General features: G+C 72.3%; 15 protein-coding genes. 12 read left to right on the forward strand and 3 right to left on the reverse strand.

The window, feature by feature from the left end; all coding sequences use genetic code 11:
• Window positions 1–413 precede the first annotated feature (413 nt).
• From ACZ4XX_RS12065 to ACZ4XX_RS12090, 6 genes are all read left to right on the forward strand, one after another.
• A complete protein-coding gene (locus ACZ4XX_RS12065) occupies window positions 414–1,535 on the forward strand; it encodes a DNA alkylation repair protein (protein ID WP_468507813.1) in 1,122 nt (373 codons plus the stop codon).
• The gene (locus tag ACZ4XX_RS12070; protein WP_468507814.1) at window positions 1,532–5,617 is read left to right on the forward strand and encodes a bifunctional SDR family oxidoreductase/pyridoxal phosphate-dependent aminotransferase family protein; all 4,086 of its coding nucleotides are present in this window, start codon (window positions 1,532–1,534) and stop codon (window positions 5,615–5,617) included. Before ACZ4XX_RS12065 ends, ACZ4XX_RS12070 begins: the two co-directional genes overlap by 4 nt.
• A 194-nt stretch (window positions 5,618–5,811) precedes the next feature.
• On the forward strand, window positions 5,812–6,114 hold the full coding sequence (locus ACZ4XX_RS12075) for a hypothetical protein (RefSeq protein ID WP_341623410.1): 303 nt from the start codon (window positions 5,812–5,814) through the stop codon (window positions 6,112–6,114).
• Entirely contained in the window at window positions 6,111–7,280 is a 1,170-nt protein-coding gene (locus ACZ4XX_RS12080; RefSeq protein WP_468507815.1) for a class II histone deacetylase, read from the forward strand. The genes ACZ4XX_RS12075 and ACZ4XX_RS12080 overlap by 4 nt, the downstream gene beginning before the upstream one ends.
• A complete protein-coding gene (locus ACZ4XX_RS12085; RefSeq protein ID WP_468507816.1) occupies window positions 7,277–8,107 on the forward strand; it encodes a thioesterase II family protein in 831 nt (276 codons plus the stop codon). Before ACZ4XX_RS12080 ends, ACZ4XX_RS12085 begins: the two co-directional genes overlap by 4 nt.
• Window positions 8,104–9,696 (forward strand): MFS transporter, encoded by a 1,593-nt coding sequence (locus ACZ4XX_RS12090; RefSeq protein ID WP_468507817.1) that lies wholly within the window; start codon window positions 8,104–8,106, stop codon window positions 9,694–9,696. Before ACZ4XX_RS12085 ends, ACZ4XX_RS12090 begins: the two co-directional genes overlap by 4 nt.
• A gap of 69 nt (window positions 9,697–9,765) precedes the next feature.
• Here the strand turns inward: ACZ4XX_RS12090 and ACZ4XX_RS12095 are convergent, their stop codons facing one another.
• Window positions 9,766–10,206, reverse strand: coding sequence for a VOC family protein (locus ACZ4XX_RS12095; protein WP_468507818.1), 441 nt, complete (start codon window positions 10,204–10,206; stop codon window positions 9,766–9,768).
• A 169-nt stretch (window positions 10,207–10,375) separates the two neighbouring features.
• On the opposite strand from ACZ4XX_RS12095, the gene ACZ4XX_RS12100 reads away from it, so the two are divergent.
• Complete coding sequence (locus ACZ4XX_RS12100; protein ID WP_468507819.1) at window positions 10,376–10,741, forward strand: VOC family protein; 366 nt, start codon at window positions 10,376–10,378, stop codon at window positions 10,739–10,741.
• A gap of 19 nt (window positions 10,742–10,760) precedes the next feature.
• Here the strand turns inward: ACZ4XX_RS12100 and ACZ4XX_RS12105 are convergent, their stop codons facing one another.
• Together ACZ4XX_RS12105 and ACZ4XX_RS12110 are read right to left on the reverse strand one after the other, a co-directional pair.
• Window positions 10,761–11,351, reverse strand: coding sequence for a TetR/AcrR family transcriptional regulator (locus tag ACZ4XX_RS12105; protein WP_468507820.1), 591 nt, complete (start codon window positions 11,349–11,351; stop codon window positions 10,761–10,763).
• Between the two features lie 162 nt (window positions 11,352–11,513).
• A complete protein-coding gene (locus ACZ4XX_RS12110) occupies window positions 11,514–12,035 on the reverse strand; it encodes a hypothetical protein (protein ID WP_468507821.1) in 522 nt (173 codons plus the stop codon).
• Window positions 12,036–12,235: 200 nt separating this feature from the next.
• Here ACZ4XX_RS12110 and ACZ4XX_RS12115 point away from each other — a divergent pair, with 200 nt between their 5' ends.
• The 5 genes from ACZ4XX_RS12115 to ACZ4XX_RS12135 all read left to right on the forward strand — a co-directional run bounded on the left by ACZ4XX_RS12115 (window position 12,236) and on the right by ACZ4XX_RS12135 (window position 25,572).
• A complete protein-coding gene (locus tag ACZ4XX_RS12115; protein WP_468507822.1) occupies window positions 12,236–14,629 on the forward strand; it encodes a hypothetical protein in 2,394 nt (797 codons plus the stop codon).
• A 432-nt stretch (window positions 14,630–15,061) separates the two neighbouring features.
• On the forward strand, window positions 15,062–16,531 hold the full coding sequence (locus tag ACZ4XX_RS12120; RefSeq protein WP_468507823.1) for a VMAP-C domain-containing protein: 1,470 nt from the start codon (window positions 15,062–15,064) through the stop codon (window positions 16,529–16,531).
• A 244-nt stretch (window positions 16,532–16,775) separates the two neighbouring features.
• Window positions 16,776–17,654: an AAA family ATPase gene (locus ACZ4XX_RS12125; RefSeq protein ID WP_468507824.1), complete on the forward strand. Its 879-nt coding sequence runs from the start codon at window positions 16,776–16,778 to the stop codon at window positions 17,652–17,654.
• On the forward strand, window positions 17,654–20,671 hold the full coding sequence (locus tag ACZ4XX_RS12130; protein WP_468507825.1) for an SAV_2336 N-terminal domain-related protein: 3,018 nt from the start codon (window positions 17,654–17,656) through the stop codon (window positions 20,669–20,671). The genes ACZ4XX_RS12125 and ACZ4XX_RS12130 overlap by 1 nt, the downstream gene beginning before the upstream one ends.
• Entirely contained in the window at window positions 20,668–25,572 is a 4,905-nt protein-coding gene (locus ACZ4XX_RS12135) for an AAA family ATPase (RefSeq protein WP_468507826.1), read from the forward strand. Before ACZ4XX_RS12130 ends, ACZ4XX_RS12135 begins: the two co-directional genes overlap by 4 nt.
• Window positions 25,573–25,657 lie beyond the last annotated feature (85 nt).

Consider the following 25,657-nt stretch of genomic DNA (forward strand, 5'->3'; position numbering starts at 1 on the left):
GGTGCGGGTGTGGTGTGGGAGATCGGTGCGCAGCCGCAGTTGACGTCGTTGGCGCGTGCGTCGTGGCAGGGGGTCGAGCCGTTGTGGTTGTCGACTTTGCGGCGTGATCGTGTCGATCAGGCGGAGGTGTATGCGGCTGTGGCGGCTTATGCCGGTGGTGCGTCGGGGGCGGTGGACTGGGCGGGTGTGCATGCCGGCAAGGGCCACCGCACGATGACCCTCCCCACCTACCCCTTCCACCGACAGCGGTACTGGATCTCCCCGACCGCGGACACGACCCAGAACGCGATACCGACCCCGCCCCCGCCTTCGGCCCCGGCCCGACCCCCGACCCCGACCCCGCCCACCCCCGACCCCACCCTTCCGAACAACGTGCAACACCCGCACCACACGAACGAGAGGTACCCAGCGTCATGGCTAGCGAGTACGGACTGAAGCGTCACTTCAACGGTGAAGCGGCGCGCCTCATCGGCGGCAGGATCCGAGCCGTCCACCCCGATTTCGCAGTGGAGGACTACGCGGCCGAGGTCGAGAGGCGCATCCCCGGACTGGAGCTGAAGGACCGGGTCCTGGTCCTCGCGGAAGGGCTGCGGACGCGGCTCCCCGAGGACTACGCGAAGGCCGTGCCGATCCTCCTCGCCATCCTCGAGGACGAACTCGCCGAGGGCGAAGGCATGTTCAACAGCAGCTGGTTCCTCATGCCGGTGGCCCGCTTCGTCGAGGAGTACGGGCTCGACCACCCCGCGCTGTCCCTCGACGCCATCGAGGAGATCACCAAGCGGCACACCGGCGAGTACGCCATCCGCCCCTACCTCGAACAGCACTACGAGCTGACGATGGAGAAGGTCGCCGGATGGGCGGTCAGCCCCAGTCACAACGTGCGCCGGCTGGCCACCGAGGGCGTCCGCCCCCGGCTTCCCTGGCATCGCACGCTGGCCTTCTTCGTCAAGGACCCGCAGCCGGTCCTGGAGATCCTCGAACCGCTGCGCAGCGACCCGTCCGAGTACGTACGGAAGTCCGTCGCCAACAACCTCAACGACATCTCCAAGGACCACCCCGAGGTCGCGCTCGCCACGGCGCTGCGCTGGCTGGAGGAGAGCCCCACTCCCGAGACCCGGTGGATCGTCAGGCACGGTCTGCGCACCCTCGTGAAGAAGGGCGACCAGCAGGCCCTGGGCCTGCTCGGGGCCACCGGCGGCGAGCACGTGCTCGTACCCCGGCTGCGCATCACCCCGGACGCGGTGACCGTCGGCGACACCCTCGTCATCGACTTCGACATCGAGAACACCGACGACCGACGGCACAGCATCGCCGTCGACTACGTGGTGCACCACGTCCGCAAGAACGGGCGCACCATCCCCAAGGTCTTCAAGCTGACCACGCTCGAACTCGGCCCCGGCGAGAAGCGGACGCTGGAGAAGTCCCACCCCATCAGGGAGGTCCAGACGCGCACGTACTACTCCGGCGAGCATGCCGTCGACATCCAGGTGAACGGCCTCGTGCGGGCCACCGGCCGCTTCGGGTTGCGTACGTGAGCGCCCGTCGGATCACCCTCAGGGCCGCCGATCCGCTGGTCGCCGACCACCGGATCGGCGGTGTCCCGGTCGTCCCCGCCGCCGCCCAGATCGACGCACTGCTCTCCGCCTGCGCCGCCGACCTGCCCGACCGGGTGTGGCAGCTGGAGCAGCTCGCGTTCAAGACGCCGCTGACCGTCTCCGGCCCCGAGGCCGGTATCGAGGTGGCGCCGGCCGGGGAGAGCCGGTACGCGGTCCGTTCCCTGCCGTCCGCGCCCGGTGCGGAGCCGGTCGAGCACAGCGTCGCCCGGGTGTCGAGCACGCCCTTACCGCCGCCTCGATACGTCGACGTGGCAGCGCTCAGGGCGGGCTGCACACAGCGTGTTCCGCTGACGGACATGGCCGCGTGGCGGGACGCGAGCGGCATCTCGTACGGGCCCGCCTACCGGGTCGTCCGGTCGGCGGACCGGGGGCCCGGACGCATGCTGCTGATGCTCCGGGTCGAGGACGAGGCGGACGGCGGCGCGGTGCCCCCGTTCGTACCGCCGCCGCTGCTCGACAGCGTCTTCCAGGCGCTCGGCATGCTCGACGACGGCTCGGCCGGCATGTGCCTGCCCTGGTACGTCGGTCGAGTGACGGCCCGCCGCCGGATCTCCGGCACGGTGATCGCGCTGGTCGAGAGGGACGAGACCGCCGACACCGGCGGCGGGGCCGTCCGCGGCCGGGCCGTGGTCTGCAGCCAGCAGGGGGAGGTGCTCCTGGAACTGCACAGGATCACGCTCAAGGCCGCGGGTACGGCGGTGCCCGCCCCGGCCGGCGGCACCGCCACCGCGCCCGTCCCGGTGTCCCGGCCGGGTGGCCTCCCCGCGGCGCCCGCAGCGCCTGGAGGGCCTGCGGCGTCCGCCGCACCCGTCGCGCCCACCGAAGGGGTCCGGGCCGGGGCCGGGCGGGCACCGGCGGCGGTCCCGACGATCGAGGCCCTGGTCTGGCGCGAGACGGCCCCGGGACCCGCCCGCCCCGACCCGGGGGCCGGCCCCGAGGAGTCCGCCGGTACCGGCGGACCTGCGGCCGTCGCCGAGCGCACCGTCCTGCTGGTCGCGGCCCACGCGCCCCGTGAGACCGGCGGCCACCGCATCCTCCACCTGACGCCGGAGGCCCTCGTCGACGAAGGCCTCGACGCCCTGCCGGACGGCACCGCCCCACGGGATGTCGTCTATGTGGCCCCCGACGGCCCGGTGGACGACGCGGCGGCGGCGACCAAGGCCCTCCAGGGCGTCTTCGCGCTGGTGCGCCGGCTCGCCGCCCGCTCGCCCATGCCCGACCTGCTGATCGTCACCGGCACCGCGCACGCGGTGACGGAGGGGGAGGCGGTCGACCCCTTCATGACCGCCTTGTGGGGCCTCGGCCGTACCCTGCGCATCGAGCACCCTCGTACCCGGGTCCGCCTGGCCGACCTCGGCTCCGGCCCGGATCGGGCCGCAGGAGCGGGGGAGGCCTACGGGACCGCCCTCTGGGAGGCGCTGCGCAGGGACGGCGCGGAGCTCGCCCTCAGGAACGGCATCTGGTACGAGCCCTCGCTGCTGACGGCGCCCCCGGCCCCCGCACGCGAGGTGCGGTACCGGGGCGGCCGCTTCCTGATCACCGGCGGTATGGGCGGCATCGGCCTGCGCGTGGCGGAGTTCCTCGCGGACGAGGGCTGTGCCCGGCTGACGCTGGTCGGGCGGACCGTGCCCGCACAGGGCGAGGCACGAGAGCGCCTCGACCGGCTCGCCGGGCGCTGCGACCTCGATGTCGTCGCCGCGGACGTCCGCTCCCTCGGGGAGGTGCTGTCCGGCCCCTTCGACGGGGTGTTCCACGCGGCGGGCGTGCTCCGCGACGGACTCGCCCGGAGCCTCATGCCCGACCGGGTGGACGCCGTTCTCGGCCCCAAGGTCGGCGGTACGCACGTCCTCGCCGACCTCGTCGCGGGCGGTGAACGCCCCGCCTTCGTCGTCCTCTTCTCCTCGATCGCGGCCGTCCGGGCCAACCTCGGCCAGAGCGCCTACGCCGCGGCCAACGGCTACCTGGACGGCTACGCCGCCCGCCGGCGGGCGGAGGGCCTGCCCTGGTACAGCCTCGGCTGGGGCCTGTGGACGGTCGGCATGGGCGAGAGCATCGCGCCCAAGGCCGCCGCGCACGGCGTCGCCGCGCTCACCGAGGACGACGGCATCGCATTGCTCCGCACGGCCCTGGGCCGCCCACCCGCGCACTACGTACTCTCCGCCGCGAATGCGAAGGACGCATCCATGACTGCTGTCACGCCCGACGCCGGCCTCTGGCCGTCACTCACCCTCGCCCTCAGGAAGGTCCTGCACCTCGACTCGGTCTCCGCCGAGGACGACCTGCTGGAGCTGGGCCTCGACTCCATGATGGCCGTCGAACTCGCGGCCTCGCTGGCCGCCGACGGGCTCGACGTGGACCCGATGGCGTTCTTCGAGCACACCCGGGTCGGCACGCTCCTCACGCACCTGGAGTCCCTCCCTCGCGCCGCCGCCCAGGCACCGCCCCCGCCCGTACCCGCGCCCCGCGAGTCGCCCTACGGGGCCCCCGCGGTGCCCGCCGCTCCGGCTCCTGCGGCCCCCTCGACCGCCGTGCGGGCGCCGGAGCAGCCGCCGGTACCGGAGCCGGCTCCCGGCCGGGCCGCGAACGCCTTCGTGCCCGACTGGGACCTCTACCGCGAGACGGAGCCCGCTCTGACGGTCCCCGCGGCCCGGGTGACCCCGGCCTCCGCGCCCGCCCGGCCGGTGTCCCCCCGTCCGGGTCCCGCCACGGCCTCCGTCCCCGCGGTCCTGCCCACCCCCGGCACGGAGCCCGCCGCCGGAGCCCGCACCCCCCGCCGTACCCTCCCCGGCCGGCTGGCCGACGCCCCGCAGGGCACCTTCCTCGACCGCCGCATCGACGCGCTGTCGGCCGACGACCGCGGGATCGTCGCGAGGGGCGAGTACTTCTACGAGCCGGTGATCGAGGAGGCGTCGGGCTCCCGCATCAAGTTCGACGGCCGCTGGTTCCTGAACTTCGCCTCGTACAGCTACCTCGGGCTGATCGGGCACCCCTACATCGACGACCAGGCGCTGCGCGCCGTCGAGCGGCACGGGACCGGCGCCCACGGCGTGCGGCTGCTGGCCGGCACCCTGCACCTGCACCGGGAGCTGGAGCTGGCCCTCGCCCGCTTCCTCGGCGCGGAGGACGCCATCGTGTTCTCCAGCGGCTACATGGCGAACGTGGCCACGGTCGGCGCCCTCGTCGGCCCGGGCGACACCGTGATCGGCGACGTCTACAACCACGCCAGCATCCTGGACGGGTACCGGCTGTCGGGCGCCAAGGTCGTCACCTACGCCCACAACGACCTCGCCGACCTCGAACGCGCCCTGCGCAAGGCGGGAGACGGCGGGCGCCTTGTGGTCACCGACGCCGTGTTCAGCATGGACGGCGACGTGGCCGACCTGCCCGGCATCCTGGAGCTGTGCGAGCGGTACGACGCCCCGCTGATGGTCGACGAGGCGCACAGCCTCGGCGTGCTGGGCGACACCGGGCGCGGCATCACCGAGCACTTCGGCATCGACCCGGACCGCGTCCACGTGAAGATGGGCACGCTCTCCAAGACCGTCCCGAGCGCCGGCGGCTACGTCGCCGGCTCCCGTGACCTGATCTTCGCGCTGAAGAACAACGCGCGGGGCTGGATGTTCTCCGCGGCTGCGACGCCCGCCCAGGTGGCCGCCGCCAAGGCCGCCGTCGAGGTGATGACCGCCGCGCCGTCCCTCCCCCGTGAACTGCGGGCCAGGACCACCCGGTACCGGGACCAGCTGCACGCCCTGGGCTTCGACACGCTCGCCAGTGAGACGCCCGTCGTGCCCCTGATCTGCTCCAGTGCCGACCAGGCCGTGGAGATGGCGCGGCTGTGCCAGCTGGACGGGCTCTTCGTCCAGCCGATCGTGTACCCGGCCGTGCCGCGGACCCTTCCCCGGCTGCGGACGATCGTCAACCTCAGCCACACCGAGGCCGACCTGGACGCGGCGGTCCTCACGCTCGAGAAGGCAGGCCGCGCCTGCGGCCTCATCCGCTGACCGACCGGTGCCGCGCGGCACCGTTCCCCCGGCACGGGGGAGCACCGCGCACCCGCAACGACCGACGTACGGATCAAGGCTCCGACCGGTGCGCCGACAGGCGTTCCGGCCGAACACCGGCCTGCCGGCCGCACAACGGCCGGTGAACCGGTTGACGTACCGACCGATGTACCGCGAGCAAGGGGGATTCGACCATGACCGACACCACGGCGTTCTTCGGAGCGGTTCTGAAGACCATCGCCTCCACCCGCAACCACGACAGTGACCCGGCGGCGTTCGCGTCCGGAGTGGCGGAGCCGGCGGCGCGCATCCGCGCGCTGGAGAAGGAGATCGGCGAGAGGGGACTGACCCCGGCCGAGGCCGAGGAGATCCTCCGTCTGCTGGAGACGACGCTGCGCACCAAGCGCACACCCGACGAGGAGCGCGAGTACTACCTCCAGTACATCGAGAAGGCGTCCGGCGTCAGCCGCGCCTCGCTGGGAGTGTCCGGCTGGTGAGCGGCTCCCGACTCGCATGGTTCAGCCACGAGATCTGCTTCTGGCACGACCCGGGCGCCGGTTCGGGATACGTGCCGGTCGGGCCGGGCATCGAACCGCTGCGGCAGTTCGCGGTCGATCCCGACCTGCGGCGTGCCGAGGGCCTGGTCAAGGCGACCGGGGTGATGGACCACTACACCGTCCACACCCCGGCGCCGGCCACCGACGAGGAACTGCTCCTCGTGCACGTCCCCGACCACATCGACCGGGTCGAGGCCGCCTCGGCAGCCGGCGCCGGCGACGCCGGCGTGTACGCCCACGTCAACTACCACAGCGCGCGGGCGGCCAGGCTCGCCGCCGGAGCCTGTGTCCAGGCGGCGACGGGCGTCCTGGACGGCAGGTTCGACCGCGCCTACTGCCTGGTGCGCCCGCCCGGCCACCACGCCGAGCCCGACCGGGCGATGGCGCTGTGCCTCTACAACAACCTGGCGGTGGCCGCCCGCGCGGCACAGCGCCACGGGGCGCGACGGGTACTGATCCTCGACTGGGACGTGCACCACGGCAACGGCATCCAGCGCACCTTCTACGAGGACCCCGACGTCCTGTACATCTCCGTCCACCAGGACGGCTTGTTCCCCACCGCGTCCGGTCTCGTCATGGAGACCGGCGTCGGCAGGGGCGCGGGCAGCACGCTCAACGTGCCGCTGCCCGCCGGTTCCGGCCACGGCGCCTACCTCGCGGTCATGGAACGGATCGTGGAGCCGGCGGCCCGCGCCTTCGCCCCGGACCTGATCCTGGTGGCGGCGGGCGTGGACGCGGGCGGCCACGACCCGATGGGCCGGATGATGTGCACCAGCCGGACCTTCCACGCCATGGCCTCGGCCATGGGCCGGCTCGCCGACGAACTGACGGGCGGTCGGGTCGTGTTCGCCCACGAGGGCGGCTACTCGGCGTGGTACCAGCCGATGCTGGTGCTCGGCACGGCCACCGGGATCGCCGGGCTGCCGACGCCCGAGGACCCGTTCCTGCACTCCCTGGAGCACCTTCCGGGGCAACGGCTCCAGCGTCATCAGGAGCGGGTGATCCTGCACCTGGAGAAACACCACCCGCTGCTGGCCGGCCGCGCGCCGGCCGGACCGCCCGTGACCGCCGGACACGCGGTGTCCGGGGACGCGGGGACCGGATGAGCGGCTGGTGGATGAAGGTGGGCAGCGGTGCCCGCCGCACCGCCGAGAGCGGCCCGGGGCACGCGCCCCGGGCCCGCCCGCGGTTCCGGTTGGTGGCGCTCCCGCACGCCGGCGGGTGGCCGTCCGCCTTCCGTTCCTGGTGGCAGGTGCTGCCGGAGGAGGTCGAGTGCGTCGTGGCCCAGCTGCCCGGCCGAGGCGCGCGCATCAGTGAGCCGCCCATGAACCGGGTGGAGCCGATGGTCGAGGCTCTGGCCTGCGAACTGGCCGAGCTGGAACCACTGCCGTACGCCGTCATCGGGCACAGCTTCGGCAGCGTCCTCGGCTTCGAGCTCACCCGCGCGATGGAGGCCAAGGGCCTGCCCCCGGCGCGTCTCGCGGTATCGGCGCGGCAGCCGCCGTGCTTCCCCAGCGAGCCGCCCTTCGCCCACCTCAGAAGCGACGCGGAACTGCTGGAGCACCTGACGGACATAGGCGGGATGTCCCCGGGGGTGAGGAACCGCGCCGACCTGGTCGGTCCGTCGCTGCTGGCGATCCGCGCCGACCTGGAAGCGATGGAGACCTACCGACGTCCCCGGTCAGGGGTGGATGTCCCGATTCTCGCACTCGGCGCCGTGGACGACCCGGTGGTGATCGGTGACCGGATGCACCTGTGGTCGCTGGAGACCTCCGGCCCCTTCGAGTACCGCACCTTCACCGGAGGTCACTTCTACCTGTACACCCCCGCCAACGCGGCCGCCGTCACGGCGCTTCTGCAGCCTTCCCCCACCGCGCCGCTCCAGGCGGCGCCCCTTATGCCTCTGCCCGGCGTCCGCGCCGGGCAGCGATGAGTACGTCCCCGAAAGGAACACCGTTGACCACCGACGTCGACACCCCCGCACAGGCAACGTCACGTGAGTGGCTGGGCCTGGCAGTCCTGGCACTGCCGACCCTGCTGCTCTCCATCGACGTGAGCGTGCTGCACCTCGCCGTGCCGCACATCAGCGCGGCGCTGGACCCCTCCGCCTCCCAGATGCTGTGGATCATCGACATCTACGGCTTTCTGATCGCCGGCTTCCTGGTGACCATGGGCACCCTCGGAGACCGCATCGGCCGCCGCAAGCTGCTGCTGATCGGCGCGGCCGCGTTCGGCCTCGCTTCGCTGGCAGCCGTCTACGCCGACGGGCCGGTCTCCCTGATCGCGGCCCGGGCGGCGATGGGCCTCGCCGGAGCCACGTTGATGCCCTCCACGCTGGCCCTGATCATCAACATGTTCCAGGACGCCCGGCAGCGCGGTGTGGCCATCGCCGTCTGGGTCACGATGTTCTCCGTGGGCATCGCGCTCGGCCCGGTGGTGGGCGGCGCCATGCTGGAGTACTTCTGGTGGGGTTCCGTCTTCCTGCTCGGCGTGCCGATCATGGCGCTGCTCCTGGTGGCCGGTCCGCTGCTGCTGCCCGAGTACCGTGACGAGGAGGCCGGGGGCCTCGACCTGACGAGCGTGGCACTGTCGCTCGCCGCCATACTTCCGGTGATCTACGGCCTGAAGGAGATCGCCAACTCCGGGTTCGGGGCGGTTCCCGTCCTCGCCGTCGTCGTGGGCCTGGTCGTCGGCGTGCTCTTCGTCCGCCGCCAGCGGACTCTGGAGAACCCGCTGATGGACCTGGCGCTGTTCCGGACCGCCACCTTCCGCACCGCGCTGGTGACGCTGCTGCTCAGCATGCTGGTGGCGGGCGGCACGTACCTGATGGTGACCCAGTTCCTCCAGCTCGTCGGCGACCTGAGCCCCATGAAGGCGGGCCTGTACCTGCTGCCGGCGGCGTTCGCGCTGATCGTCACCGCGGTGGTGTCCCCGATGGCGGCGAGCCGCTTCCGTCCCGCGTACGTGGTCGCGGCCGGCCTGCTCGTCTCGGCGGTCGGCCACCTGATGCTGAGCATGGCCGACAGCACCTCGGGCATCGCCCAGGTGGTGACCGGCTTCGCCTTCGTGTACGCCGGTGGCGGCCCGCTGATCGCGCTGGGCACGGACATCGTGGTCGGGGCCGCTCCGCCGGAGCGGGCCGGCGGGGCCGCGGCCCTCTCGGAGACGAGCACCGAGCTCGGCATGGCGCTGGGTGTGGCGATCCTCGGCAGCCTCGGCGCCGCCCTCTACCACGCAGGCGTCAAGGTGCCGGAGGGGGCTCCGGACTACGCGGGTGACACGCTGGCCGGGGCCGTCGACGCCGCGCGGGGCCTGCCCGCGGAAGCGGCGTCCGGGCTGCTGGCCTCCGCGCGTGAGGCGTTCACGGACGGCCTGAACGTCATCGGCGGCATCGGGGCCGCTGTCGCGGTCGCCTCCGCCGTGCTGGTGGCCGTCGTCGTGAAGCTGCCCGCCACGGGTGGGCCGACCGACGACTCGGACGGTGCGGCCGAAGCGGCGCCGGTCGTCGGCGCGGAGAAGTAACGGTACGTCCCGCCCCTGAAGGGCGATCCGAGTTCGGCCCGCGTCCCTGCTGGACGCGGGCCGAACCCGTCATGCCCCCGTACCGGAGCCGCCCGTGTACGCGTCGGCGTAGTCGGCCGTGGGAGGGATGGGCGTGATGACGTCCACCAGGACGCCATCCGGGGCGGCCACGATGAAGTGGCGCTGTCCGAAGGCCTCGCTCCGCAGCTCCAGGGCGACCCGGAGTCCCGCGTGCCGCACCAGCCGCTCGTACTCGGCGTCCACGTCCGTCACCTCGAAGTTGAGGAGGAGGCCGCCGGCCGGGCGGCGGTAGCCCTCGGGAACGGTGGGATGGTCGGCCGAGACCAGAGCCAGTTCGTGGTACGGCGGTTCGGGCCGGCGCAGGCTGACGTACCAGTCACTTGCATACGTCGTCTCGAAGCCGAAGTGCGTGCGGTAGAAGGCCACGGCCTCGTCGAGGAGTTCGGTGCAGATCACCGGATAGAAGCTGGTCAGGGTCGAGGAGGTCATCGTGGCACCGTTCCGATCGCAGGATACGTCCGTTCGGTTTCTCAACGACCCTCGCGTCCCGGCGTCACGCCAAGGCGTGTCCTGGGCGCCGCCCGCTCGTTGCCCTTCTCAAGGGCGCGTTGACATACCGGAGGTACGCCCTTAGCGTCATTTGACCTACCGTTGGTATGTGAGCGGAGCCGTCTCGATGTTGACCAGCTTCTGTCCGGTGATCTGCACCTCGCGCATGGACCAGACCCGCAGCTTCTACGGAAGACTCTTCGGACTCACCGTCGCACACGCGACCCCGTGGTACGCCGCGCTGGCCCGGTCGGGGGAGCGGCACCCCGAGCTCGCCCTCCTCGACCTCACCCACCCCGCTCTGCCCGAGGCGTTCCGCACACCGATGCGTGCGGTCCGGATCACCCTTGACGTGGAGGACGGCCCCGGGGTGTGGGAGAGGCTCGCCGCCGACGGAGCCGTACGGGACGGGGGTCCGGGGCACGCCTCCCTCGTCGACCCCAACGGGGTCCGGGTCGACGTCCTGGTGGCCTGACCCGCGAGCCGATCGGTCGTCACCTGGTCCGCAGCGCCTCCAGCAGTCGCGTCAGCGCGCGCCGGGTGGCCTCGAGGTCGGCGGAGTCCTCCGACGATGCCAGCCACAACGCGGCCTCGTTCATCGCCCCGGAGAGCAGATGTGTCAGCGGCGCCGCAGGCTGTGCCGGGATGACGCCCTCGATGATCAGGGTCTCGAGGGCGTCGGCGAGGTGGCGACCTGAGCTGGCCGCGGTCATCGCCCGCCAGCTCGGCCAGCCGAGCACCGCCGGTCCGTCCACCAGCATGACGCGCTGGACCGAGGGATTCGTGGTGGCCTCGAGGAACGCCTGGCACCCCGAGGCGAGTTGGCTCCAGGAGTCCTCCTGGGCGTCCGCCGTCGCCGCGACGTACGCGGCCACCTCCTCCTGAACCTCTTCCAGCACGGCCTGGAAGAGTGCGCTCTTGCTTTCGAAGTGGTGGTAGAGCGCCCCCTTGGTGACGCCGGCCGCCTGGACGACCTCCGACAGGTTGACGGCGGCGTACCCGTGAGTCGAGAAGAGCCGACGGCTCTCGTTCAACAGGGTTTGCCGCGTCTGTTCGCGCTGCAGCGCCCGGACCCCGCTTCTCATCGTGCCCCCGTTTCCCGCCTGGCTAGCTGAAAGCCTGCCCATACGGTACTTCGTGACCGCGCGAGCGGGCAGCTCGGCGTACTCGACGGACTCGAAGCCCCGAGCGCGCTCTCGCCCGGCTCCGCCGTGACGGAAGGGCGCCGACGGCACTGCGGGCGCCGGCTACTCGTCGTCCTCCTCGTCTTCGTCGTACCAGCCTTCGATCATGCCGACGAGCCCTTCGTCGATCGGGTTGTCGAACTCGTCCTCGGTGGCGAGGAGTCGGCGCAGCGTGTTCAGGGGGTACCAGTGTTCGCCGGGCTTGGCGTCGGGTGCGCCGACGCAGGGGGTGTCCAGGTACGCGGGGTCCGGGACCGCGGGATAGAACGCCGGGAGCAGGCCGAAGGCGACGTCCGGTTCGAACTTCCATACCCAGCCCTCGCGCCGTCGGCGCAGGGTCTCGCCGATGTACCACGCGGCACCCTGGACGAAGGGGGAGCGGCGTTGCGCGGTGATCTCATCCGACTCCGCGAAGGTCTCCTTGACCAGGTCTTCCAGCGCGTCGAGGGAGGCGTCGGAGAAGTCGAACCTGTCGACGCCGCCGGCTTCCCGCGCCCAGCTCCCGAAGGCGGCCTGGCGTTCGGTGAGCCAGACCAGGAGGTCGGGGTGGCGGGTGGAGTCGTAGTCGGAGTGGGGTGTGGTCATGGCCAGAACCTACCGAACCGTGCTGTCGCCCGCGCAGGATCTTCGCGGAGTCATCACACGCCACGTCAACAACAGCTTGTACGTGCGGTGTTGACGGCCCCTAGGGTGGTGGGTCGCAGGAGCGGGCACGATACGGGGGCCCTTGTCCGGCCTGCCCTCGCAGTCTTGAGTCCCATGGCCCCCACGACCAGGGACACTACGTGAGCACACCTATACGACAGCGCCTGAAAAGGCGCTTATCTGCCGCGCTGGCGGTCGTCTCCTCGGCGGCGGTACTGCTGGTCGGCCTGCCGGCCGTGGCGTCGGCCGCGCCCGGTGACTACGCGAAGATCACCGGCGGTAAGCGGTGCGATCAGATGCACCTGAAGAAGACCGTCCCGCGTACGCCGAACAACTCGGGTGCGCCGACGGGTCAGCACCACTGGACGAAGTCCGGGCCCGACGAGGAGTACTACTACAACAACGCGTTCAAGGGCTTCGAGAACGTTCCGGCGCCCACCGCGGCCGAGCTGGGTCAGGTCACCGGCAGCCGCGCGGACATCGACAAGTGGGACAAGGCGTATGCGGCCTCCAAGAACCCGGAGGACATGCGCAGAGCGATCTACTCCCGCTATCAGCGGCATCGGAACGAGTCGAACAACCCCAAGCCGTTCGGCAGCTGGAAGGTCAACCTGATCAGCGCGCAGGTCAGCAAGCAGAAGGGGGGCGTGTTCGAGGTCAAGGCGGTTCAGGACTTCAACATGGTCGGCCCCGACTGGCTGTGCGAGGTCACGATCGAGATCTTCGACAAGGACGGCAAGAAGATCGCCTCCCGGCGGTACGACTCCTACAACCAGCGCACCGGTGAGCTGGGGGAGTTCAAGTCCGACGGGAAGCGCAAGCCGGCCCAGCTCCGGGCCGACAGGATCATCCTGCGGCACAAGGACGCGAAGCACGACTTCACCCGGCACCGCCTGACGATGTTCACGTCGGAGAAGCCGAACGGGGCCACCCTCCGCGACTACAAGGCCGAGAACGACAAGCTGCGGGCGGAGCGGGGGACGGGGAACAATCCGGTCCGGATCGCGGAGCGCCGGGCGACGGCGAAGGGCCAGTGGCCGCAGACGAAGTACACGAAGACGTACAACGTGTTCAACCCGCTGCCGAACCGCGGCACCCAGGGCCCGGGCGCCTCGATGGCCTACGGGTCAGGACAGAACCCTTCCCAGGCGCGGCAGTTGCAGAACCAGTACGTGGCGGACAACGCCCGGTCCGCGCTCGGCCGGGGCCCGGGCGGGGTGGACTTCTCCACTCTGGAGCTCCAGTACGTCGGCAACCCGGTCAAGGGCAAGGCTCTGGACTACTCCATGAAGGCCGACCTCATGCCCGATGAGGACGACAACCCGGGCTGGGGCGGCCAGGCGAAGCTCGAACTGGCCTCCGATGCCCTGTTCACGTGGCTGGCGCTCACCCCGGACCGGCAGTGGGTGAACCTCAACCCCGACCAGCCGGACACCATCATGGACAAGGCGTTCGGTGAAACCGACGCCGGCCGTGTCCTCCTGGTAGCCGACATGGAGATGAAGCGGGACTTCTCCCGTGCCATGGACCCCGAGAAGTCCCCGGGCAAGGAGTTCATGGACGCCGCCCCCAAGGTCGACGGGGTGCCGTGCTGGGGATCGGGACGCAACTGGATCGTTCCCGGCCGGGCGAAGGTCCGCGAGCAGGACGGCGGGATCTACATCCTCGACGCCCCGCTGGAGGTCAACCACGCGGCGATGGACTTCGACACCCCCGTACCGGGCGAGGACTGCTCGAAGAAGCTCAGCAAGGAGGAGAAGGAGCGCAGCCACCGGCTGATCACCCGGCATCTCGTCCCGCACGTCCAGAAGCAGATCAACACCGACCCCAAGTACGCTGACCTGCGCCGCGTCTACAAGTCCCGCGTCGCGGCCGAGTGGATCCGCCAGCAGGACGCGAAGAAGGCCACCGACTTCCGTCCCCTCATCGACAGCAACGACCTGGAGCGGTGGCCGCTGCGCGGTGAGAACGCCCACTGGGACAAGCGGACCGTGTGGCAGGAGATGGTGAAGTCCTTCACCGAGGGCGACTTCACCTACGAATGGCCCCTCGGTGACGGACGGATCTACACGTTCTTCGTCGGCGGCATCGACTTCGCGAAGGCCCCCAAGCGGAACGTCACCGGTGTCGAGTTCACCGCCCAGCACCGTGAACTGCCCCGCGCGACGAAGGACTCCGTACGCACCGAGACCTCCGCCCGCGACAGCGACACCGCGTTCCTGGGTGGCAACGGCGCCGCTCTGACGGATGACGGGAAGCCCGACCCGACCCCGACCCCGACCCCGACGCCGAAGCCGACGCCGACCGATCCCCCCACGTCGCCGGGCCCGGAGCCGACCGAGCCCGGCAACGGTGACACCGGCGGCAGTGGGGCCGCGACGCCTCCGGCGAACCGGCCGGACCCGGACGGCGGCCTCGCCGACACCGGATCGGACACCCCGATCGGCCTGATCTCCGGCATCGCCGCGGCGATCGCCGCCGCCGGCGCGGCCCTGGTGTGGTGGACACGGCGCCGCCGCACCGTCCAGGAATAGCCTGAACGATCAGCACGAACAGGAAGGGCCCCACCCCGGTTCGCCCCGGGGCGGGGCCCTTCCCCTGTGTACGGGGTGGCGGCCGACCGGACGCCATGCGGGATCGACGTCCGGTCGTGGGCCCGCGAGCTGTTCCAGGGCCCGGGCAGTCGGACGGCCGTGGGCCGGCATCTCGGATGATTTCGTCGAAGGGGCGTTCCGCAGGTCCCGTGGTCGGATGCCGGGGATGATCGATCACCTCATGAACCCCACCGACACGGTGAACGAAGGCCCGGGAACGGTGGGGAGGCCGGGCATGGGATTCGCGGATCCGGATCACAGCGCGGGGCAGCAGCCGTAGCATGTGGTGCCATACGGGTGTACGGGAGCGGGGGTGTCGATGACGGGGAGCTCTTCTGTGCAGACGTCCAGTGCGACCCCGGCCCGTGCGCGTTGACTGCGGAGCCGTACCTGGACCCGGCCACGGTCGCGGAACTGGTCGATCTGCTCTGCGATCTTCCGGGATTCGCGGACGTGCCCACCCGGGCCGTGATTCTGAACGAGCTGCGGCCGCCGATCGCCGCGAGATTCAGTCAGGACGATTCCACCCGGAGGACGGCCCTCCTGGTCATCCGGCATCTGATGCACCGCGACGGCGCCCTGCTGGAACTCGCCGACCAGCTGGCCTTCTTCCATGGCGAAACGGCCGCCATCAACCGGTTGCGAGCCCTGCTGGCACGACCGACCGAACCTGCCCGCCCGCTCGGCGGACAGGGCGCGGAACTCGTCCGCATTCTGCTCGCCGACGGCCACCAGCCCTGGCTGCCGTCCTTCCTGGAGGTCGCGGGCTCGGCGGCCGAGAAACCTCCCCGGTCGCTCGCGGAGGCCGTCACCTTCCTCGAGGATCTGGCGGCCCCTCCCCATCAGCCGCCACCCGTCCTGCGGTTCGCCGTCGCCCTCTCCGCGCGCCCCGGATGGTCCTGGCGCCAACGGGACGAACTGCAGGAGTGGATCCACCGGTTTGCCCGCCGGCTCGGTGTCACCATCCCGGCGGCTCCGGAATCCCGCCGGGACGGCTCGTCCGGCGACCAGCACGATGGCGTACGGCTGGTCGTGAGCCTCCAGCGCCATCACCCCGGCTCCCGGGAATGCCTGTTGTCCATGTGGCTGGGATACAGCACGGAGCGCTGGATCGTCCTGGTCGTCGACAACGAGCCCCAGCCCCTCGGGCCGATCGCCGCCCGTTTCAACACGTTCTTCGAGAAGGCGCAGGAGCTCTCGGGCGGACTGCCCTCGCGCGTCGAGTTCATACTGCCCCGCTCCCTGCTCGATCTCCCCGTCGACCGCTGGTCCGTCAACAGCCCCGGCGACCACACGCCCAGTGGGCGTCTCCCCCTGGGCGTGGTGTGCCCCGTCGTCGTACGGGATCTGGAGCGCCCGACTGACCGCCGCGCGCGCGAACGATGGACGCACCGCTGGCAGGAGTACGAAGGGGCCCGCGACCTCTCTGCCGAGCAGGCCGTCTGGCTGCCGTGCGGAGGCGAGCAGGACCCGTCGGGGAGCGTGCGGCACCTCTCCCGCGCCCTCGCCGTCGTCGTGGAGCCGCCGTCCCGGTACGGCCTCGCTCCGGCCGGAGAGGTGACGCGCGTCGTGGGAACCGCGCTCGACGCGGGCGTTCCGGTGGTCCTGTGGGGACGCGACGAGGGCGATGCAGACGGTCATGTGGAGTCGGGGGCGCTGCGCGCGGCGACCAGACGGCTGATCTCCGGAGGCACCCCCGCTCGACTGCCCGAACGCATAACGTCGTTGCGGCGCCAGGCACTCGGCTCCGGGGTACCGTCCCCGGCCGAACAACTCGCGCTCGTGTGGGACGACCCCGGCGGACGCCCCGATGTCGGAAGCGGCGCGCTGCGGTCTCCCTGACGACGGCGGCGCGCGACGGGTGCGGGGAAGGTCATGGACAGCGGCAGGGAAGGCGGACGGGACAGTGCACGAGGCATACATCTACCGAGGGCGAGGCGAGCCGCACGACGGGATCGAGCGGCTGCCCCCGCCCCCACCCTGGCGTGACATGCAGGGGCGGGGCCGGTTCGAGGGGGATGAGCACGTCGGTCGCGCCGGGACGCGGGCCCACATCTATCGGGCCACCGAGGCGACCGTGCAGTCCGTGAACGCCGCTCTGATGCTGCGTCGCCCGCTCCTGGTGACAGGGCCTCCCGGCTCCGGCAAGTCGTCCCTGGCCTACCACATCGCGCACGAACTGCGTCTCGGCCGGGTCCTGCACTGGCCCATCACGAGCCGCTCCACGCTCAAGGACGGTCTCTACTCCTACGATGCCATCGGACGGTTGCAGGAAGCGGGCCTCGCCGCGAGCGGACGGTCCTCCCGCTCGCCCCGCGAACCGACGGGGTACGACGGGGCCGGCTCCGTACACGACGACGCATACCGTCCCGAGCAGCCGGACATCGGCGCCTTCATCCGTCTCGGGCCGCTCGGTACCTCCCTCCTCCCGGTCGAGCGACCCCGCGTGCTGCTGATCGACGAGATCGACAAGAGCGACCTCGACCTGCCCAACGACCTCCTGCACGTGTTCGAGAACGGCGAGTTCGTCATCCCCGAGCTCGCCCGGTCGTCCAGGACGACCCCGACGGCCCGGGTCCACACCGACGACGACGGCACCGGGCCCGGTGACGGCACGGCCGCGATCACCGGCGGCTGGGTCGGCTGTACCACCTTCCCCGTCGTCATCCTGACCAGCAACGGCGAACGGGAATTCCCCGCGGCCTTCCTGCGGCGCTGCATCCGCCTCGACCTGCCGAGTCCCGACAAGCGGCGGCTGGCCGAGATCGTCGAGGCACACCTCGGGGACGAGGGCGTCCGCCGAGGGGCGGGCCTGATCGACGAGTTCGTCGAACGGCGGGCGCACGGCACCCTGTCCACCGACCAACTCCTCAACGCCGTCTACCTCTTGCTCGGCGACGGGACCAGCGAGACCCAGGCGGAGCTGCTGAAGCAGGTACTGAGACCACTGGGACCGGGTGACTGATGCTGCCTCTGGAGCACCTGCTGCGGGCCCTGGGCGGTCACCCGATCGAAGCGGAAGACCTCGCGGACGCGCTCTGGCTCGCCGCGCGCCTGCCGTCCCCGGCCGGGCTGCCCGGGGACGGCTCCGGCGTGCTCGACGACGACCCGGTACACCGACCGCCGCCACGGCCCGAGGACGTGGCCGTGGACGCGGGCGAGCCCCGGCTGTCCGGTCGGCCTCCCGACGGCTCCCCGGAACCGCGGCTCGACCTGTACCTTCCGGGTGCCGGTGACCGCACGGACGAGAAGGGGACGGCGTCGCTGCTGCGACTGCCGGCCCCCCGAGCACTGCCGGACCCGCATCGGCTCGTACGGTCGCTGCGCCCACTGACCCGCCGGGCCTCGTCCCCGGACCGGACCGAACTGGACGAGGAGGCCACGGTGCAGCACATCGCAGACACCGCCCTGTGGCTGCCCGTCCTGAGCCCGGCGCCGAGCCGCTGGCTCGACCTGGCGCTCGTGGTGGACGACAGCATCTCCATGGCCATCTGGCGGGAGACCGTGCAGGAGTTCCTCTCCGTGCTCGTCAGCGTAGGGGCGTTCCGCTCCGTGCAGCAATGGACCCTGCCCACGGAAGAGGTCGCCACCCGCGGGGTCGTCCTGCGGTCCCCCGCGGGCCCGGGTCGCGATCGCAGCCCCATGGAGATCGTCGACCCCACGGGCCGCCGCGTCGTACTGGTGGTGTCGGACTGCATCAGTCCCGCCTGGTCGGACGGCACGCTGCTGCAGCTCCTGCGCACCTGGGGCAGGACCGGTCCGGTGGCGCTCGTCCACTCCCTGCCCCGAGGGATGTGGGAACGCACCGCCCTCGACCTGCAAGCCGTACGTCTGCACGCCGGCGCGCCCGGCGCGCCCAACATACGGCAGACGTATACACCGCTGCCCGAGCAGGCAGATCCCGCCCGGGGCATGGCCGTCCCCGTGCTGGAGATGACCCCGCTCTGGCTCGGCCAGTGGGCCTCCCTGATCAGCGGCGAACTGCCCGTCTGGCCGACGATGGTGGCGATCGTGCCCGAACGGCAGGGCACACCGGCCGCGGACACCGCCCGGCTGCGCCAGGAGGACCCCGCCGACGAGGACCTCCCGGCGCAGACGCGGCTTGAGGCCGCCAAAGCCCACCTCAGCCCGGCGGCGCTTCGCCTGGCACGTCATCTGGCGGTGGTCCCCCTGAGCCTGCCGGTGATGAGGCTCGTCCAGCGGGCGGTGTGCCAGGACGGCCGCAACTCCGTGTTGACCGAAGTGCTGTTCACGGGGCTCGTCACCCGGGTGCCGTGGTCCGGCCCCTCCGATGTCCCACGACAGGATCGTGACACCGTACGCGGGGTCCTGTTCGATTTCCGGCCGGGCATCCGCGAGCTGCTGCTGAGCGAGATCCGCCGCACGGAGGCCTTACAGACCCTCACCCTGGTCGCGGACCACGTCCTGCGCGAACTCTCCTCGGGACAGTCGGCGGTGACCTTCACCGCGCTGGTCGCCGAAACGGACGAGGCCGTCGCGGTCGCCCGTTCCGAGCAGCACTTCGCCACGGTGACGGCCCAGGTGCTGCGTCACCTGAGCAATCGGTACGAGGGACTCGCCCAGCGACTCGACCGGCAGGCGGTGCCCGGGGCGGCCGTCCACGGCACGTCGGCGGGCGGTGGGCCAAGGCCGCAGAACGCCCCCGGCGCGATGCCCGTACCGGCGCCTCTCCTGGACCGCGACGCCGTCCTCGCCGACCTGAGCCGGGCCGCTCGGCCGGCCACCGGCGAAGGTGCCGAGCCGGCCCGCATCGTGCTCGTCGCCCGCGAAGGCGGCGGCACCACCGCGGTCGCCGCCCGCTACGTCGCCGAACACGGGGCCTCCTACGGATACGTCCGGTGGACGGCTGCCGACAGCACCCCCTCGTTCGGCGTACCGGTGGATCTTGAGGAGGCCGTCGACCGGGCGCACGCGGCGGGGCAGGCCGCGACCTGGCTGCTCGTCATGGACGGGGCACGGCCGCAGGACGTGCCCCCGACGCTCCCGAGCCGGCCGGGAACCCTCCTGATCACGTCGACCGTCGACGCGTGGCCGGAGCCGTTCGCCGTGCTTCATCTGCCCCCGCTCAGGCCCGCCACGTCCATGGGCATGTTGCGCGGCCTCGTGCCGCAACTGTCCCCGCCCGTGGCCCTCCGTGTCGCGACGCGGCTCCACCACCTGCCGCTCGCGCTCACCATGGCCGCCGGCCTCCTCTCCGACGGCGGCCCCACCGAGGAGTCCGGAGCCGCGCTGCTGGCCGCGCTCGGCGGCGACCCCACCCCCGGAGCACCGCCCGCAGAGCCACTGCCCGACCCCGTGGCGGCAGTGTGCGACCTGGTCCTGGAACACGTCGGCAAGCGGCATCCGGAGGCGGCGCCGTTGCTGGACCTGCTCGCCGTGCTCGGTCCCGGACCGGTCCCGCCGGCGCTGCTGCGGCACGTCCTGCCCGGCGCCACGGAGACGACCGAGGCGGCCGTCGGTGCGCTCATCCGGTGCGCTCTGGCGCAGTCGTCGCCGGAGGACGCCCTGCTCTCGGTGCACCCCGCTGTACGGCGCGCACGCCAGCGGCACATGGACACCTACCGCACAGGGGCGGCACGTCGGCTGGCACGCGCCGCTCTGGTCAGCTGCGTCTCCTCCCTCACCTCCTCCCCGGGCACCCACGTCGCGGATGGGGCGGAAGGGGCGGAGGCGGGGCGGCGACGCGACAGAGCCGCCCTCACCTGCCATCTCGCGTCCATCGGAGCCCTGACGGACCGGGACCCCTCCGTCCGGGCGGCCGTGGGCGCTCAGGTGCGCTTCCTCGTCGAGTGCGGTGACGTGGCTGCCGCACGGAACCTGGCCGAGGAGGCGCGCGCCCACTGGGGCCCGAGCGATCCGCTCGGCGTCGAACTCGTCGCCGTGGCCGGGGCGGGGGAGGAGGCCGGCCGGGCGGATCCTGCCGGAGGCCACCGCGATGGCACGGGAGGGTCCTGGCCGTGACGAGCACTGCGTCGGTGGAGTCCGCCGCCGACGAGCCCGCGAACGGGCCGGGACTGCCGAGCGGCCCCCATGCTGTGGACACCCCCGCTGGGCGACGGTATGCCCTGAGCATCGGTGTGTCCTGGTTCGCACCCAGTTCCGAGCACGGTCTGGACGACGAGGGACCCGACCCGCTGACCTTCGCGCCGGATCGGGTGGCCGCCCTGGCCGAGGCGCTGGAGCGGGAGCCCTATCGCTACCGGTGCACGCGGCTCACGGGCCCGGACGCCGCCCCTGGAGAGGAGCTCCCACGCGGCGTGTCCGGGGCCGGGTCCCCGACGCCCGACGGGCACGCTCCGGACAGCGGGCAGGCCGACGCGTACCCGGGATGGCAGCCGTCAGCCGCCCGCCTCGGCGTCGCCGTACGCGAGGCCCTCACGACCGCCGGGCCGCAGGACGTGTGTGTCGTCCACGTGCTCAGCCACGGTGTCGTCCGGCCCACCGGCCTGTACACCCTGGGTGCGGACAGCGTGCACACCGAAGGGACATCGGTCCGGAACTGGCTGTCGGCAGTGGAGGACTTCCCCGGACGACCGCTGGTGCTGTTCCTGCTGGACCTGTGCCACTCCGGCGCCGCGGCGCGGCTCGACCACCAGTTGAGCGGACTGACCGACGGGCATCACCGGGCGTGGGTCATCGCGGCCTCGGGACCGTCGGAACTGGCCGTGGAGGGCCGGTTCACCCGTGCCGTCGCCGACGTCCTCAACGCCGTCGCCGAACGGCGTATCCAGTACGACCACAGCCGTCGCCACCTCGGCTTCCACTGGTTCGTCGACCGGGTCCGCGACCGGTTGCACGAACTGGTCGAGGAGCGTGGCGGCATGGCCCACCGGGTCACCGCCGACGTCCTCGACACCGTCGCTCCCGATCTGCCGTTCTTCCCGAACCCCTGTTTCACCCAGGGGCCGGCCGACGTGCCGCAGACGCGCCCCGGGTCCGGGCCCGCCGCCGACGTACTCTGCGACGAGGTGGCCGACCCCGACCATTTCCTCCGCCACGCCCGGGGCGGCGCCGGGTTCTCAGGGTTCGCGGTGCGGGGCGGCACCGCCGGCGAGCGGGACGACGGACTGTTCACCGGGCGGCATGAGGAACTCCTGCGCCTCGCCGAGTGGATGGTCGCAGGACCCGCGGCGTCGCGGCTTCAGGTCGTTACCGGAAGTCCCGGCTCGGGCAAGTCGGCCCTCCTGGGAGTGGTGCTGCGGGCGGTCCACCCCGGCGTGGGCAGCACGACGGGGTCCGAACCGGAGGTGGCGGCGCTCAGCCGCGCGGCGATCGCACCGCCCCTGACCGTCCACGCGCGGCAGCGCACCCTCGCCGAGATCGTCGATTCGCTGACCCGGCAGGCGGGGGCACGTGCCGGCGGCTGGGCGGACCGGGCGGACGCGGCGGGCGGGGCGGACGGCCCCGAGGGCGACCCCCGCCGCCTCATGGACGTCCTCAGCCGTAGCTCGGGCTCCCCGCCCGTGCTCGTGGTCGATGCGCTCGACGAAGCCCGCGACGCCGCCGCACTCGTCCACGACCTGCTGATCCCGCTGGCCACCCTGACCCGCCCGGACGGGAATCCGCTGTGCCGCCTCCTGCTCGCGGCACGCGACGAGGAGCCTTGCTCGGACCTCATCGCCACCGCCCGCGCCGACGGATCTCTCATCGACCTGGACAGGATCAGCCGGCAGGTCCTTGCCACCGACCTCGCCGGGTACGTGACGAAGCTCCTCGACCGGGAGATGGGGGAGACGGAGCCGGACGAGGACGAGGACAGGGCGGGCGTGGAAGGCTCAGAACGCGCGGACCACCTGAACGGAACGGCGGCCGATGAAGGTGCCGGGGCGCAGGAGCACGGCGCTGTCACCGGCGAACGGCGCGACGTCAGGGGTGGCGTGGCCGCCTTCGCCGCGGCGGTCGCCGACGCGCTGACCGACCCGGAGCGTGCGACCACCACGGGCCCCTACCTGATGGCGGCCCTGTACGCCTCGTACGCCACCCAGGAGGAGGTCCGGCACCTGCTGGGCAACCCGGTCTCCGCCGCGGAACTCGGCGTCGGGGTGCCCCGCGATCTGCCCGCCCTGCTCGACCTGGGCTTCGCCCACGGGCACGCGCACCGGTTGCTGAGGCCGGTGCTGACCGCCCTGGCCTTCGCACAGGGGGACGGAATGCCGGTCTCCCTGGTGGCCGCCGTGGCCCGCGCCCTGTTCACGCACGAGGACGGCGCGCCGGGCGAGGACCGGACGGCGACGGAAGACACGGTGACGACCGACACGGCCGGATCCCTGCCTCACGTGCCGCCGCCCGGCGCCGTGGACGCCTCCGAGGTCGCCCTGCTGCTCGGTGACCTGCGGGCCTTCGTGCGATCCGTACCCGATCGGACCGGCACCGTGCTGTACCGGCTGCTGCACCAGAGCGTCGCTGACGAGTTGCGCGGGCTGTCCGTGGAGTCGGAGACGACCGCCGAGGAGGTCGCGGGGCCCGATGCCGAGGAGCGCCGCGTGGCCGGTGCCGTGTACGACGCCCTCGTCGACTCGCTGAGCGGCCCGGTTCCCGACGGTCCGCCCCGCTGGGCCGGGCTCGACGGCTACCTGCGCCGCCATCTCGCCCAGCACGCCTTCGACGCGGGCCGATTCGACGAACTGTGCACCGAACCCCAGTTCCTGGTCCATGCCGACCCGGACTGGCTCGACCCGGAGCTGGGCCGGACGGCCTCGGAGGCCGCTCGCGGCGCCTCCGTCGTCTATCGCACCAGCGCGCACGTGCACCGGCGCACCTCCGACGAACAGCGGCGGCACATCCTGGCCGTGGACGCGGTCCGGCACCAGGCGCACACCCTCGCCGACCGCCTGGCCGCCCCCGGAGCCGGCTCCGGTGAGGCGATGCCGTGGCGTCCCCAGTGGGCCACCGGGAGCAGGATCAGCGCCGCGCACGCCTTCACCTTCCATCTCCCCGAGGACCGGACGACCGCCCTGGCCGGTGCGCTGGTCGACGTTCCCGTCGTGGTGACCGGCGGACGAAGCGGCCGGATGCGCGTGTGGGACGCGAACAACGGGCGTCTCCTGCACACGGCGGACCCGGGTCTCGGCGAGATCAGGGCGCTGGCGTGCACGCGCATCGACGACGTGCCCGTGGTCGTGGTCGCCGGGTCGGACGACTCGCTCGCCGTGCACTCCCTTCCGACACTCGCCGCCGTGCCCGTGCCCGGCCTGCGCGGTCGGGGAGCAGGTGGTGTCAGGGCCATGGCCGCCGTGCACCTGGCCAATCGGTCCATGGCCCTGACTGCGGACTCCGCCGGACGCCTGGTGCTCTGGGATCTCACCGGTGACCTGCCCCGAGAGGAAGTACGCACCGGTCTCGGCCGCACCACGGCTCTGGTGTGCGTGCCGGGGGACGACGCCCCAAGCGTCGTCGTGGCGGACGAGGAGGGCACGGTCCGCCTCTGCTCGCTGCTCGGTGACTCACGGGAGGACGGAGCGTTCTACCATCCGGGCCGTGTGAACGCCCTCGCATACGCGGTGGTCGACGGCACGCGGTGCGTCGTGACCGGGGGCGAGGACGGAGCGGTGCGTGCCTGGGACCTGGCAGGGCACGCGCTGCGGGCGGAGTCCGCCCCGCGCCACAACGGCCCGGTCTATGCGCTGGCCTGCCTGGAGGACGAAGAGGGCGGTTCTCGTGTGCTCAGCGCCGGCAACGACGGCACGATCCGCCTGTGGGAACTGCGCGACGGCTCCGAGCACAGCCGATTCGTGGGCCACATGGAGGCGGTGACGGCTCTGGTCCATCCGCCGTCGCTCCCCCCGGTCGTCGTATCCGCAGGCGTGGACGCCACGTTGCGCGTGTGGCACGTGCCGACGGGCCGGCAGCGCGTCGCACCCGCCGTCGGACACACGTCCTGGGTCAACGCACTCGCCCGGGCCGTCGTCGGGGGACGCGACATGCTGATCTCGGCGGGCGCGGACGGGCTCCTGAACCGCTGGGACCTCGACTCGGGCACACCGTACGAGAACCTGCCGTCCCCTGCCCGCCCTCCGGCCGGAGGTGTCGTTCCACCCGAGGGGAGGGGCCCGCTCGGCCCCGCGAGAGCCCATGAGGATCGGCCCGTTCGCGTGCACGCGCTGGCCGTCACCGTCCACGAGGGGCGGTCGCTGGTGGTGTCGGCCGGACCCGACGGACTGCTGCGATGTCGGGACGCGGAACACGGCACCCCGTACGGTGCTCCCTTCACCCCCGCCACCGCCCCCGTGCACGCGGTGAGCGCGACCGTGCTGGCCGGCCGGCCGCTGGTCGTGGCCGGCGGCGCGGACGGACTCCTGCACTGCTGGGACGTGGCCACGGGGCATCGCCGCGGACTCCCGCTTGCCGGGCACACGGGCGGCGTCAACGCCTTGACCTGCATGGAACTCGATACGGGCCCCACCGCTCTGTCGTGCGGTGACGACGGCACCCTGCGGCTGTGGGACCTCACGACCGGCCTGCCGGTCTGCCCACCCGTGGAGGCGCACAGCGGCTGGGCGACGGCGCTCGCGGGCCTGTTCATGGATGGCAGGCCGCTCGCCGTGACGGGAGGTCAGGACGGCAGGGTCCGGCTGTGGGATCTCTCCCGTCCGGAACCGGGCAGCGGAGCCGGCCGGGTGCGACCGTACGGTGAGGCGCTGACGGTGTCGGGGGGCGTCAACGCGGTCGCCTGCACGGTCGCCGGTGGAGCCCCCCTGGTGGCCGCCGCGGACGACTGCGGGGTACGGCTGTGGGACTTCGCGTCGGGCGTGCGGCGGACCGACATCGGCCTACCCGGGGCAGTGCCCTCGCTCCTCCTGCACGGCGACCGACTGGCCCTGGGCTGCGAGTGGGAGGTGATCGTCCTACGGCGCTCGGGCTGACCGGGCCGCCGGCGTTCCGCGGGCGGGCGTCCCCGTCAGCGGAGTGCGCCTTCGCCCGCGCCGCACCTCTCTCGGGCCCCGCGGC

It is taken from the genome of Streptomyces sp. NPDC029956 (assembly GCF_055574655.1).

Bases quoted from the DNA above. Each gene is read 5' to 3' on its own strand.
- ACZ4XX_RS12065 (WP_468507813.1), top strand. From the start codon at position 414: ATGGCTAGCGAGTACGGACTGAAGCGTCACTTCAACGGTGAAGCGGCG.
- ACZ4XX_RS12075 (WP_341623410.1), top strand. From the start codon at position 5,812: ATGACCGACACCACGGCGTTCTTCGGAGCGGTTCTGAAGACCATCGCC.
- ACZ4XX_RS12085 (WP_468507816.1), top strand. From the start codon at position 7,277: ATGAGCGGCTGGTGGATGAAGGTGGGCAGCGGTGCCCGCCGCACCGCC.
- ACZ4XX_RS12090 (WP_468507817.1), top strand. From the start codon at position 8,104: ATGAGTACGTCCCCGAAAGGAACACCGTTGACCACCGACGTCGACACC.
- ACZ4XX_RS12095 (WP_468507818.1), bottom strand. From the start codon at position 10,206: ATGACCTCCTCGACCCTGACCAGCTTCTATCCGGTGATCTGCACCGAA.
- ACZ4XX_RS12105 (WP_468507820.1), bottom strand. From the start codon at position 11,351: ATGAGAAGCGGGGTCCGGGCGCTGCAGCGCGAACAGACGCGGCAAACC.
- ACZ4XX_RS12110 (WP_468507821.1), bottom strand. From the start codon at position 12,035: ATGACCACACCCCACTCCGACTACGACTCCACCCGCCACCCCGACCTC.
- ACZ4XX_RS12130 (WP_468507825.1), top strand. From the start codon at position 17,654: ATGCTGCCTCTGGAGCACCTGCTGCGGGCCCTGGGCGGTCACCCGATC.